Origin of the sequence: Xanthomonas hortorum (genome assembly GCF_024339125.1) — a bacterium.
GTDB classification, from domain to species: domain Bacteria; phylum Pseudomonadota; class Gammaproteobacteria; order Xanthomonadales; family Xanthomonadaceae; genus Xanthomonas; species Xanthomonas hortorum.
This window is the reverse complement of the sequence record NZ_CP101417.1, coordinates 1,880,962-1,894,063: the sequence shown is the minus strand read 5'-3', so window position 1 is coordinate 1,894,063 and position 13,102 is coordinate 1,880,962. Positions and strand designations below refer to the sequence as shown.

Sequence of the window (13,102 nt, the reverse complement as noted above, 5' to 3'; positions counted from 1 at the left end):
GGCCACGGGTTCATCCCGCAACGCATGCCGGTCACAGTCCCGGCGGCAAGGTCACATCGAAGCGGGCGCCGCCCAGTTCCTGCGAGCGCACCACCTGCAATTCGCCGCGGTAGGCCTTGATCAGGTCCTGCACGATCGACATGCCGATGCCGTGACCCTGCACGCGCTCATCGCCACGCACGCCACGTTGCAGAATCTTGGCCACATCCTCCGGCGCGATGCCGGGACCATCGTCTTCCACCGACAGGATCAATCCGGCGCGGCGGCTCCCGGTGGTGGGACCTGGCTGCGCAGTCAACAGCACGCGGCTGCGCGCCCACTTGAAGCCGTTTTCCAGCAGATTGCCAAGCAGCTCCTGCAGATCGCCCGGCTCACCATGGAAACGCGCTTCAGGCGAAATATCGAATTCGCACAGCACGCCTTTGACCGAATACACCTTCTCCAGACCGCGCACGATTTCTTCGGCGGTCGACTCGATCGGCAACGGCGCGGCAAACAGCTTGTGCCCGCTGGAAGCCGCACGTGCGAGTTGGTAAGACACCAGGTCGTTCATGCGCCGCAGCTGCACGTCCATTTCCTTGTGCAGATCGCGCTCGGACTGACCGCTGTCCAGTTGGGTGCGCAACACGGCAATCGGCGTCTTGAGGCTGTGTGCCAGATCGGCAAGCGTATTGCGCTGACGATCCAGGTTGTCGCGCTCGCTTTCGATAAAGGCGTTGATGCTTTCGGTCAGCGGCTCCAGTTCGCGCGGATGCTGCTCGCTCATGCGCTGGATTTCGCCGCGCTGCACCTTGGTCAACTCGTTGATGACCCGCCGCAGCGGTCGCAGGCTCCACTGCAGAATGAAGGCCTGCAGCACCAACAGCACCACGCCGGCACTACCGAGATAGAACCACACCGCACCACGGAACACGCGCAATTGCGCGCCCATCGAGCGCGCGTCTTCCATCACGTAGATGGTGTACGGAATCTCGCCGCCGTGTTCGCGTTCGACATAGCTCACGCCCAGGCCATACCGGTACAGCTCGCCCAGACTGCCGTCGATCTGAGTCATCTCCAGCGGGCCGATGAACTCTTCCTGGCGCGGCTCGAGCATGCGCCCGTGCGGAATGTTGGGGCCCTCGGCCGACATCGACGTCCAGCTCTCATCCGGGCGCACGACTTCGACATACAGCCCGCCGCCGGGCACGTCGAAACGCGGATCCGGCGGCTGGCCGCCGATATACAGCGAACCATCGCGGACGAAATCGATATTGGCGGCATACGCCGAGGCGTAGTTCTTCAGCCGCTCGCGCAGATTCTTTTCGGCAGTGTCGGCGAACGCCACATCCAGCGCATAGCCTGCCAGCGCCAGGAAGGCCACCAGACTGAGGCTGGCAGCCAACAGCTGGCGGGCCTGCAAGGAGCGCGGCCGCCAGCGTTTGTACCACTTGGAGCGCACCGACACCCTATCTTCCTGTTTGCCGACGCGCGGACTCAGCCTTCGGTACGCGGGATGGCGAAGCGGTAGCCACGACCACGCACGGTCTCGATCGGCTTGAGCTCACCGTCGGGATCGAGCTTCTTGCGCAGGCGACCGATAAACACTTCCAGCACGTTCGAATCGCGATCGAAATCCTGCTGATAGATGTGTTCGGTCAGATCGGCCTTGGAGACCAGTTCGCCGGCATGCATCATCAGGTACTCGAGCACCTTGTACTCGTAGCTGGTCAGGTCGACATTGGCGCCATTGACGCTCACCGTCTGCGCTGCCAGATCCAAAGCGACCGGGCCGCACTCCAGGGTCGGCTTGCTCCAGCCTGCCGCGCGCCGCAGCAACGCGTTGACGCGCGCCAGCAGCTCTTCGACATGGAACGGCTTCACCAGGTAATCGTCGGCGCCCTGCTTGAGGCCTTCGACCTTGTCCTGCCAGCTCGAACGCGCGGTCAGGATCAGCACCGGGAATTTCTTGCCCTCATCGCGCAACGCCTTGATCAGCTCCATGCCCGACATCTTGGGCAGGCCGAGGTCGATGATGCCGACGTCGAACGGCACTTCGCGGCCCATGTACAGACCTTCTTCGCCATCTTGTGCAGCGTCGACAGCAAAGCCTTCACGCTTCAGGCGCGCGGCAAGTGTCTCGCGCAGCGGAGCTTCGTCTTCGACCAAAAGGATACGCATGCACTCTCCCTAGTTACGTTGTCGGCGGGTGCCGGGGAATTTATAAGACTGAACGCAGAACTATCTACGTTTACTGGTTATCGTCGCGTGGTGGCGCATCTGGCGGCGCCGGGCGACGCGGCGGCGGGGGCTGCATCTGTTCCGATTCGTAAACGGTGTGCACGCGCCCGTCCAACATGTACTTGACCCGGTTGAGATTGCCACCGTCGAACGGCACACGTTCGGCGCTGAGGATCTGTCCACCGGTGGACCGCTGCACCTGCCGAATGGTGTCCGACAGCGTGCGCCCGTTGCCGCGGGCTGAGGGCGGTAACGCCTCACGGCCCGAATGCCCCATCGGATATCCCTGACACCATGCCGACGGCGCTGCCGTGGCGACCCAAAGGGCAACCAGAACAACATGGCTAGCGCGGCAGAACGGCTGGGTCACAAACGAATCCTAGCGGGTTGTTCAGGAACATTCAAAATTCGTGAAACCGGCCATGCGTCACAGCGTGGTCGAGCCCGAGAATAGACCCAAATTCTTGATTTTGGGGGGTGAATCCGATCTGAACTTTTTAGCTTCGTGTTAACGCGGTTCAGTGAAATGAACGCCGTTTGAGGCCAAAAGCCTTGCCTGCGCTCGCTCTCGCGGTTGTGGCTGCCGCGTTGTGAGCTAACAATTGTGGCCGTTCAAGAGCTGGTTCAGGCCATGCAAGTGCCGGACCACTCTCAGGCGACAACGCGCCAGGCGTGCGTGTCGGTGCGCTGCAATGCCTGCTCGACCAGGTCCCATCCGGCGCCGGGGCGGTGTGCGCCCTCGCTCAGCACCTGGCGGAATGCGCGTCCGCCGGGCTGCCCATGGAAGAGTCCCAGAACATGTCGGGTGATGTGCTTCAGCGCCAGCCCTTGCTCCAGCTGGGACTCTACATAGGGCTGCAGCGCGCGTAGCAATGCCTCGCGCGATTGTTCCGGGCGCTGATTCAGTGCCGCGTCCAGGCAATGCAGCACATAAGGGTCGTGGTAGGCCGCACGGCCGAGCATGACGCCGTCGGTGTGTTGCAGGTGTTCCAGCGCGGCGTCCACCGCAGCGATGCCACCGTTGATAACCACCGGCAGTTGGGGGCGCTCCTGCTTGAGGCGATAGGCCCAGTCGTAGCGCAGCGGCGGCACCTCGCGGTTTTCCTTGGGCGACAAGCCCTTGAGCCAGGCGTTGCGCGCATGCACCACCACCATGGCAGCGCCGGCCGCGACGACTTGATCGACAAAACTGGCGAACACCAGATAGTCGTCATCGTCGTCCACGCCCAGGCGGCACTTGATCGTGACCGGCAGCGTGGTTGCCGCGCACATGGCGCCAACGCACTCGACCACCAGCGCCGGCTCGCGCATCAGGCAGGCGCCAAAACGCCCGGCCTGCACGCGATCGGACGGGCAGCCGCAATTGAGATTGATTTCGTCATAGCCCCACTCCTGCGCAATCGCAGCCGCCTGCGCCAGCAGGGCCGGCTCGCTGCCGCCCAATTGCAGGGCGAGCGGATGTTCGACCGGATCGAAGCCGATCAGCCGCGTGCGATCTCCATGGATCACCGCGTTGGCGTGCACCATCTCGGTGTACAGCCGTGCGGAGGGCGCCAGCAGGCGATGGAAGACCCGGCAATGGCGGTCGGTCCAGTCCATCATCGGGGCGACGGACAGACGCAAGGAGGCGGCGTAACGATCGGCGGAAGCGGTCATCAACAAGTTGGCCGCCGTGAGCGGCCATCGGAATGCGGAGCAGGATCAACAGCTTACACGGGCACCGATGAATCTGCCGCAGCGCATGAGCCATGCCGAAGCTCTTGGCTGTCAGATCTTGCTGGAGGATCAGCTGTTCGCAGCGTCATGCGATCGACAGCGTATCGACAGGCAGAATTCGAGACGATGTGAGCGTTATGGATTGCGTTGGATGCGCGCTTCGGCACCCAGCATCACGGCCACATCTGCCGTCGGAGCGGAGAACGACATCGCGCTAGCGCTGTTTTTGTTCCAGCTCGCCAAATCCTAGCGCTGTCGAGCGGCATCGCTATTTGCTGGCATCGCGCCGTCTCAGCGGTGGCGTGGGCCAGTTTGGCCGGCTGAGTCTGGCAGTGGGTGTAGCGTTCGCCGAGCAGGATGCTGCCGTCCCTGGCGGCGTCCGCCCCTGTCGAGCGAACGCGCTACATCATTGCTTACAAGCGGGATTTCTTGCGTCCACTGCTGGCGTCAGCGCGATTGCGCGCGTCGCCTGGACGCGAGCAATGCTTACGGGTTGCGGAAACCGACGCGCTCTTCGGCAGTCAGCGGCTTGCCGAGTGCGTGGTAGGAGGCGACTAGCGTGATCAGGGCAGTGCCCAGCACGGTGTAGAAGCTCCACGAGGTGGCGAGGACATGCACCTGGCCAAACACCAGCGCCACGACGGCGGTGGCGGTGCACAGCACCATGGCGAGCAGGGACATCAGGAAAGGGATGGAAGGATCGAGCTTCATGGTCCGGGGGTTCCAAGGTGCGATAGCTTCAGCATCGGCGTTGCCAGCGCTTTCTTGAACTGTTTTCTGCGGTTTTTTCCAATGAATTTCAAGCAAGTCAGCGCGCGCTCAGATTTATGTCAAAGCCTTGGCGCACAAAGGTTTCAGCGTCAGAAAACTCCTGACGTACTGGCAGAAAAATCACCACCTCCGCCAGAGTTCCAACGCACGCGCGGCAGAAAACCGGCGGGGCGACACGGGGCGGATGGTGCCGCCAAAGGGCGGCTTCGGCAGCTGCGATTGATGCGCGGATCTTTAGCCGAACATCCGGCCCATGGCCGGGTGCAGGCAACCGACGTGACAGATGTGGGACGACCGCGCGGGGCTAGCTAGCAGGTTGCCGCTCACCGCGCTTGTCACGGCTCGTCGAGGTGCTGACTGGGGTAGGACCCGACCGGCAAGCAGGAAAGGCGCGCTCAGCGCGCCGGCGCGGTGGCGAACTCGCCGCGTTGCAGCTTGGTCACATCGTTGCCCTGCCCGTCCTTGAGGCTGAGGTCTGCGCCTTTGGCAGCCAGATCCTTGAGGACATCGGTGCGTTGAAACAGTGCCGCGTACATGGCCGCGGTCTGGCCGGCATTGTTGCGCTGGTCCGGGGCGCAATCGGCCTGCATTAACCGTTTGGCGATGCCCAGCTCGCCCTTGAAGATGGCGCCCATCAGCGCAGTGTTGCCGCGTTTGTCCTGCGCACATGGGTCGGCGCCGGCATTGAGCAACTGCTCCACCGCCGGGCGCTGGCCGTGATAGGCGGCCAGGATCAAGGCTGTGTAGCCCTTCTCGTCGCGAGTGTTGAGGTCGTAATGCGAGCGGATGAACTCGGCGAGCATGTCCTGCCGACCTTCGCGTGCCGCATCGAAAAAATACTCGCGCAACTGCAGCTTGATCTGCACCGGGTTGGTGGTCGCATTCGTGGTATTGGCAGGGACAGAAGCGGGTGAAGCAGCGTTGGCAACCGCAGACAAGGTGCCGAGCATCAGAAATAGCAGGGTGCGCATGTGGCTCTCCCGAAAACGAGGACGGCACCGCGGCACAGGCCGCGATGCCGTCGGGTGGATCAGTCCTGCAGGCTGGAGGCCAACTGCTTGACGCGGGCCAGGTCACCCTTGGCAACACGAGTCACGCCGGTGCCGTATTCGGGGTCGGCCTTGTACAGGAACGACAGCATCAGATGCTTGCTCTCGGTGTCGGTGGTGGCCAGCGACTCGCCAAAACTCTGCACCAGGTCGGCACGATCCTTCTTGCTGTAGGACCGATACAACTCGCCAGCCTGCTTGAAGTTCTGCTCGCGGGTGATCTTGGCCTGCTGGGTGGTGCCCGACAGCGGCAGCTCGCTGTAACGCGCAGCGGTGTCCTGCGGACGCGGCTCCAGGCGGCTCGGCTCGTAATTCACGCCGCTGGTGGTGTGCCCGGTGTTGGCTTCGCCATCCTGGTTGCCGTTATTGACGGCCACACGCGGGCGGTTGACCGGCAGGCTCAGGCCGTTGGTACCGATGCGATACAGCTGCGTGTCGGCGTAGGAGAAGATACGGCCCTGCAGCAGACGGTCTTCAGACGGCTCGATACCCGGCACAAGGTTGGCCGGCGCCATCGCCACCTGCTCGGTTTCCTGGAAGAAGTTGTCCACGTTCTTGTTCAACACCATCTGGCCGACCTTCTGCTCTGGCACATCCGGCCAGATCTTGGTGGCATCCAGCGGATCGAAATCGAACTTGGCCAGGTCTTCTGGCTTGAGCACCTGCACGTACAGGTCCCACTTCGGGAAGTCGCCCTTCTTGATCGCACCGACCAGATCGTTGGTCAGGTGGCTGTAGTCCTTGGACTGGACCGCGGCAACCTGCTTGGGATCGAGGTTCTTGATGCCTTGCAGCGTCTTCCAATGGAACTTGACGTAGTGCACTTCACCCTGCGCATTGACCAGCTTGTAGGCATGCACGCCGTTGCCGTCCATGAAGCGATAGCCAGCGGGCGTGCCTTCGTTGGAATACAGCAGCGTCAGCGTGCGCGTGCTTTCGGGCACGTGCGAGAAGAAATCGAAACGGCGCGAATCGTCATCCAGGTTGGTGCGCGGGTCCGGCTTGAACGCGTGGACCATGTCGGGGAACTTGATCGCATCGCGAATGAAGAAGGTGGGGAAGTTGTTGCCGACCAGATCCCAGTTGCCTTCGCTGGTATAGAACTTGGTGGCGAAGCCGTGCGGGTCGCGCAACGTTTCCGGCGAGTGGTTGCCGTGCACAACCGAGGAAAAGCGCACGAATACCGGGGTCTTTTCGCCGGCGCTGAACACCTTGGCCTTGGTCAGGCTGGACAGATCGGCAGTGGCGGTGAACTCGCCTTTGACGCCGGTGCCGCGGGCATGCACCACACGCTCGGGGATGCGCTCGCGATCGAAGCGCTGCAGCTTCTGGATCAGCTGCACGTCCTGCAGCAAGGCCGGGCCGGTCGGGCCGGCAGTCTGAGAATTCTGGTTGTCACCGACCTTGGCGCCATTGTCGCGGGTCAGAACGGATTGGGCGAAGACCGGCGGGGCGATCAGCGTCGGGGCTAGCAGGGCTAGCACCATGAGGGATCCAGGGCGCATGGCGTCAGCTCGTTTGAAGGAACTGAATCATGGCCAGCAGGCCGAAGTGTGAGAAGTCGTTAGTTATGATCGCAGCGATAGGCGAACATGATGATGACTGTGTAGCGTGATATGCATCGCATTACAAAGTGGCAGCACGTTGAAGATCATGCCGCTTGTGTCATGCATGCGCTGACGAAGCCTGATTTACAGCGGAGCACACGCTGGATTGGCGCCTGCAAAAAATACTGTGGTGCAAAAGCTTGGCAGACTTAGGAACCAGCGACAGCATGCGGTGCAAAGTACACACAGGATCCCATTTCATCGCCTAGTGGAAACCTAAGAACCAAGGCCTCGCAAGGCATTCGATCCAACCATGCACGCGCGACCCATTACGTTGATCAGAAGCCATCCCATTGCTACTTGGATATCGCTCATGGTTCAAGACCACCCGAACCGCTCTGTTCGTCCGGCAAGCCGATTTCTGCCCTTCTCTGCGCTAGTCGCGCAGGATCCTCCAGCTCGAACAGGCTGCCGTCCGCCTTGCGCTGGGTGCCATAGCGTTGCGGTTTGCCCGACATGATCAGATTGCGATCCACGAACAATGCCATGTCCGCAGTGCTGTAAGAACCGCCCGCCGCTGCAACCTCGATATTCTTCAGGAACTCATCGCGGAACTTGCGGTCAGTGGAGTGTTGCGCGACCAGAAAACCGGCATGCGCACCGTCTTCGCCGACCAAAGCGACATCGGGAAAGCCGAATTTCTCAATCAATGCAGATAGCGCAGCTTGGTTTTCCCGTTGCGACGCAACCAGACGCGTTGCCATTTCTTTCGCTGCGCCTTGATTGGCCTGCAGCTGTTGCACCGTGAAGGCACCGCGAATCTGCTGACGAATCTTCTGATCGGCATCGGCCAGTGCTAGCAATTGTTCGCGGTAGGCGGCATTCATAGATTGGTGGTCCGGCTGCGAACTATGGCCCGTTCCGGCAACGGCATGTCCCATTGTTGCCAGCTGCCACAGCAGCATTCCTAGCATCACAACTTTCATGAGCACGCAACCCCCGATTCTGGAAAGCTCTCGATCCCAACCTTGCCCTGAACAGCTTTTGACTGTTTTTCTAAGCGTAAAAATTCCTGATACCTGCTTGTTTTCCCGTAAACCAGGAACGAACAAAACTTGCCCGCGATGTCCATCCCAGGCGACTTGTCGTCCAGATAGAGAAACTGTCCACCCGGGTTGAGCTCAAGAAATACCGGCTCACCTCCAGCAATAGGGACGACAAAATCCGCGCAGAAGAAGTCGACACCCAACGCCGATCGAAGCACATCCAGCTTTTCCTGCAAGCCGGGATACAAAGACACCCACTCGTAGTGCATGGTCGTCTTATGCCTGACAGCGCGATAGTCGATCTCACCCACCAGGGAATGACGCATCTGCATGCAGAAGTACTCGCCCCCCATGCAGACCACCCGCAGGTCCCCTTGATGACTGACAACCTGCTGATATGTCGTCGGACACGCGCGCAGATCCGCATCCGCCAGCTGCTCTTGGGGAGAAATACGTGTCGCATAGGAGACGCTGTAGTTCTCACCATCTGCCCATGCACCGACATTGAACGGCTTGACGACGACACCGTCGGCATGTTTTTGACGAAAGGCATGAATATCGTCGGGACGGTGACTAATCAAGGTCTCCGGCACCAACAGACCACTGGCCAGTGCCGCGGCGAGTTGCAGCGGCTTCTGATCGGCGGCGAGTGCAACCAGAGGCGCATTGACCCAGCGCTTCACACCATGCCGGGCGGCAAGCAGGGCCACTGCTCCCAGATCGAACAGCAACCCTTCGGTCCTGATAAATTTTATGTCCTGATCGTGGACATGCGCAGGCGCCGATTTATTGAACAACAACCGGCGGCTCCACGCCGCATCGTAGACAATAGGAGCACCATCTCGAACAACACTCACTCCTTGCGGACCATACAGCAAGGACCTGTCGAGACCACACGGCCATTGTCCCGTATCCAACAGACTGACAGCATGTCCCGATGCGGCGATCATCGCGGAAATTGTGGACGCATGCGTGTCGCTGCGCGGAGCGACGATCAACACATTTCTGATATTTTCATCCATAGACGCAACACATTCCAAAGCGCGACAGGAGCATGGCGACATCTGCATGTCGCCATGCCGGGGGACGCTTAGCTGACGATAATGATCGTTTCGGTGTCGATGGCCTCGACAATGATGATGACTAACGTATCGCCAGCACCACCGCAGGACACAGCACTGACTTCTTCCTGAGTCATCTCACGTGCGAAGCGCTGAGCGACGGGACGCGAGTTTTCCATGAGTTCAAAGTTTTCCATTACTTACTCCTTGGCTGCTTCAGGGTAGTTCGCCGGCGAGATTGCCGACGTGCTTCTCGACACCATCACTGGCATCAAGTCTTTCGGCGCCATGACTGGCAGCCTGCTTGTCTCGCGAATCGGCGACAAGCGATATCCTGCGGTCGGCAGAGGCGATCGTTTCCTGCCGGTGCGCGATGATGATCCTGGTCATTTTCATCGCCTTGATATGCGCGTTGACCACCTGATCTCTGATGGAATCCAGATGGCTGGTGGCCTCGTCCAGCACAAGGATCTTCGGCTGCCGGTACAAAGCACGCGCCAGGATGACGCGCTGGCGTTGACCACCCGACAGGATCGAACCCATGTCGCCGACAAGAGATTCGTATCCCATTGGCATCCTGGCGATATCGTCATGGATTGCCGCCAGCTGCGCAGCGCTGGCGATCCGCTCGATATTCGAATCCGGATCGAAGAATGCGATGTTGTCAGCCAACGATCCGGCAAACAGCTGATCATCCTGCATGACTGCCGACACCATGGCCCTGTAGTTTTCCAGTCCGAATTTGCGGATATCGACTCCACCGACCTCGATGGTTCCTTCGGTCGGCTCGATCAGGCCCAGCAGCAACTTGGCGAAGGTGGACTTGCCACAGCCGCTGGGGCCCACGATGGCAACCGACTCACCCGCCTCGATGCGCAGATCGAGATTGCGTATGACCCATGGATCGTCGTCCGAATAGCGGAAACTCAGTCCCTTGACCCAAATCTCGGGAGCGGGCTCCGGGCCGCTGTAGCTGGAGATTTCATCCAGCTCCGGCGCAGTCGTGGCGATATCGGCGATCCGCTCGGCATGCAGACGCAGCATCTTGAGTTCGATGAACTTGTCGACCAAGCCCGCAGCCCTGCTGGTGAAAAGATCCGCGTATGCCAGGAAGGCAACGAGCATGCCGGCCGACAATGTTCCATTCAACGCCAAGTAACCGCCGATGGCGATGAGAAACACTCTCTGCGTCCCGAACAGCCCCTGATTGAGCGCATTGAATGCAAGACCAAAACGTTGTGTCTGCATTTCCAGACGCACGCTCTGTGCTGTGGCACTGAACAATCTGCCCTGGCGAAGCCCTTGCTTGTTGGCAAGCTTGATCGCCTGGATGCCCCGAACCGACTCCATCAGTTCGCTCTGCTGACGTGCCGCATATGCCAACTGATCACGGCTGATCACGAACTGCAGCCGGTAGCACGCCAGACGCAAGCCCAGATACAGGGCAAAAGCAACCAGCACCAGGCCTGTGAGTGGCGGGCTATAGGCCATCAGGATCACCACGGCCAGGCACCCCGTCAGCCCATTGAGCATCGCCTCCACAAAACTGCCGGTCAATGTGGTCTGAATGGATTTCAATGAAGAAAAGCGCGACAACACATCGCCCATATGCCGCTTCTCGAAGTACTCGAGCGGAAGCCGCATCAGATGGCCGAACAAGTTGGTGATCCATTGCGTATTCAATGACGCGCCAAGCCAACTGACGATCCAGCTCCGCGCGACTGTCAAGATGGTCTGGAAAACGACAGTAAGCAAGAAGGCAATGGTCAGTATCTTGAGCAGCTGCATATCCGCTGAGACCAACACGTGGTCGATAACCCACTGCATCTGGAAAGGCAAAAGCAGCGCAAGCACCTCGATCGCCAATGCCAAGCCGAAGATCTGCAGCAATCCGCGCCTAAGGCCAAAAATGCGCCCTGTCAGGGACCGCAAGGACACCCGCGGCGCCTCAACGGAAGGCCGGAAGTCTGCGCCGGGCTGCAATTCCAGCAAGACGCCAGTGAAATGTTTGCCGACCTCGGATATCGGTAACCGCAGCGTCCCTCGCGCAGGGTCGTGGAGTAGCGCAATACCTCGCGCGACGCGCTCCAGGACGACGAAGTGCGACATGTCCCAATGCAGGATGCATGGTTGTTTTAGGTCTTGCAGATAGTCAGGCTCGGCTCGCATTGCCCGGACATCCAGGCCCATGGCGCGACCGATCTGTACCAGCCGCTCGAGCCGCACGCCTCTTAGCGAGATATTGAACCGCCGCCGGACCTGAGCGAGATCGATTCTGTCGCCGTGGTATCCGGCGACCATGACCAGACAGGCAAGACCGCATTCGGCCGCCTCTGTCTGCATCACCGGGACGATCTGCGCGCGGCTCGACAATAACTGGTGGACGGATGCGGTGTCGATCATGCGCGTTTCCCGGCCGGATCATCCAAGAAACGCGCCGTCATTTCGTAGACGGGTTCAAACATCCATTCGATCAGTTTGCGCTTCTCCAGAAGTATGTCGGCATCCAGCACCATGCCCGGACGCAGCAGCTCCTTCCTTCCGTTGGCTACAATATGCTGCGTTTCCAGTTCAACGACGACACGATAGCGAGCCTCCTCTATCTGTTGCCCCAGCAGCGATGACAACTCTTTCGAAGTGACCGCGCTACGCGAGACCTCAACCACACGGCCTGCGTGGCGGCCGAACTTCTGATACGGAAACGCCTGATAGCGAAGAAGGACGCGATCACCACGCGTCACGAATCCAACTGCTTTGGACGGCACCCAGAGCTCGGCACGCAAGGTGATGTTCTTGGGCAACAAGGTGACGAGGGGCTGTTGCGCGCTGACCGGCTGTCCGGCGTGGACGAACAGGTTTCCAATGACTCCGTCGGCGGGAGCGCGCAAGACGACGGAACGGCGTGCCTCGCTTTCTGAAAGAGATTGAGCGACGTCGGCAATCTGCCTGGCAATTTCGTTGCGCTTTCCTTCCAAGGTCGCAGGATTTTGTTCCAGCTCCGATTGCAGTTGAGAGTGCTCCACGCGCAGGTCCAGTGCATGCTTTTGCAGCTCTTTGAGTTGACCTTGGTTCTGGATTGCGATGTCCTGCTGCTGCAGTAATTGCACCTTGGTCAATATTCCCTTTTCTGCGGCGCTTACCCACTGCTCATAGAGCCGCTGCGCACTGTCTGCGCGCTGGCGCTGCAACCGGATTTGTTCTGCGGTGTTGTCGACCTGCGCCTGCAGCAAGGTGATCCTTCGACGCAGGTCGCGCTGCTGGGCAGCGTACAGTTGATTCTGCGCCTGCATATCTGCATTCAGACGGGTGCGCTTTATCTCAAGCTGCGAGATGACCGATGCCTGTGTGTCCCCGAGCGATGTGCTGTCTTGTTCTCCCGAAATTTCCAGCACAGGGTCACCAGCCCGTACCGTGGCTCCCTCGACCACGAATGCCTTGGCGACCATACCAGCGCTGAGCGGCGTCAATGTCAACACGCCACGGTCCGGTACCAATGCGCCATTGACGGCTTCATGCCGTGTGAAACTCCCGAAGCACAGCAACGCAAGCACGGTAATAACAAGAAGCACCGCAATGACAAAACACGGCCAGCCGAACCTCGGCGCCTCAAGGCGCACCGGCGTCAGCCAGGCTTCTCGGCGTGCGCGCAACACTTCTTCCCTGAAGAAACTGCCCGGCATATGCACTTCCTG

At 60.2% G+C, this 13,102-nt stretch carries 12 protein-coding genes; all 12 read right to left on the bottom strand.

What is annotated here, in order from left to right; all coding sequences use genetic code 11:
- Nucleotides 1–31 precede the first annotated feature (31 nt).
- On the bottom strand, nt 32–1,402 hold the full coding sequence (locus tag NMB96_RS07875) for an ATP-binding protein (protein WP_255086945.1): 1,371 nt from the start codon (nt 1,400–1,402) through the stop codon (nt 32–34).
- A gap of 74 nt (nt 1,403–1,476) precedes the next feature.
- Nucleotides 1,477–2,160: a response regulator transcription factor gene (locus NMB96_RS07870; protein ID WP_002808458.1), complete on the bottom strand. Its 684-nt coding sequence runs from the start codon at nt 2,158–2,160 to the stop codon at nt 1,477–1,479.
- Between the two features lie 70 nt (nt 2,161–2,230).
- Nucleotides 2,231–2,497 carry a hypothetical protein gene (locus tag NMB96_RS07865; RefSeq protein ID WP_006452098.1) on the bottom strand — a complete coding sequence of 89 codons (267 nt, stop codon included), beginning with the start codon at nt 2,495–2,497 and terminating at the stop codon, nt 2,231–2,233.
- A gap of 374 nt (nt 2,498–2,871) precedes the next feature.
- Nucleotides 2,872–3,876, bottom strand: coding sequence for a tRNA dihydrouridine(20/20a) synthase DusA (dusA, locus tag NMB96_RS07860; RefSeq protein ID WP_183086920.1), 1,005 nt, complete (start codon nt 3,874–3,876; stop codon nt 2,872–2,874).
- A 546-nt stretch (nt 3,877–4,422) separates the two neighbouring features.
- The gene (locus tag NMB96_RS07855) at nt 4,423–4,647 is read right to left on the bottom strand and encodes a hypothetical protein (RefSeq protein ID WP_006452100.1); all 225 of its coding nucleotides are present in this window, start codon (nt 4,645–4,647) and stop codon (nt 4,423–4,425) included.
- 455 nt (nt 4,648–5,102) lie between these two features.
- Nucleotides 5,103–5,678, bottom strand: a complete 576-nt coding sequence (locus NMB96_RS07850; RefSeq protein WP_023905557.1) for an ankyrin repeat domain-containing protein — start codon at nt 5,676–5,678, stop codon at nt 5,103–5,105.
- Between the two features lie 59 nt (nt 5,679–5,737).
- On the bottom strand, nt 5,738–7,243 hold the full coding sequence (gene katB / locus NMB96_RS07845; protein ID WP_183086921.1) for a catalase KatB: 1,506 nt from the start codon (nt 7,241–7,243) through the stop codon (nt 5,738–5,740).
- 431 nt (nt 7,244–7,674) lie between these two features.
- Entirely contained in the window at nt 7,675–8,289 is a 615-nt protein-coding gene (locus tag NMB96_RS07840; RefSeq protein WP_043889529.1) for a DUF6624 domain-containing protein, read from the bottom strand.
- Nucleotides 8,286–9,419: an ATP-grasp domain-containing protein gene (locus tag NMB96_RS07835; RefSeq protein WP_043889530.1), complete on the bottom strand. Its 1,134-nt coding sequence runs from the start codon at nt 9,417–9,419 to the stop codon at nt 8,286–8,288. Before NMB96_RS07835 ends, NMB96_RS07840 begins: the two co-directional genes overlap by 4 nt.
- Before the next feature lie 20 nt (nt 9,420–9,439).
- On the bottom strand, nt 9,440–9,607 hold the full coding sequence (locus tag NMB96_RS07830; RefSeq protein ID WP_023905561.1) for a hypothetical protein: 168 nt from the start codon (nt 9,605–9,607) through the stop codon (nt 9,440–9,442).
- Between the two features lie 19 nt (nt 9,608–9,626).
- Nucleotides 9,627–11,813: a peptidase domain-containing ABC transporter gene (locus NMB96_RS07825; protein WP_023905562.1), complete on the bottom strand. Its 2,187-nt coding sequence runs from the start codon at nt 11,811–11,813 to the stop codon at nt 9,627–9,629.
- Nucleotides 11,810–13,090, bottom strand: coding sequence for a beta-barrel domain-containing protein (locus tag NMB96_RS07820; RefSeq protein WP_023905563.1), 1,281 nt, complete (start codon nt 13,088–13,090; stop codon nt 11,810–11,812). Before NMB96_RS07820 ends, NMB96_RS07825 begins: the two co-directional genes overlap by 4 nt.
- Between the last annotated feature and the right edge of the window lie 12 nt (nt 13,091–13,102).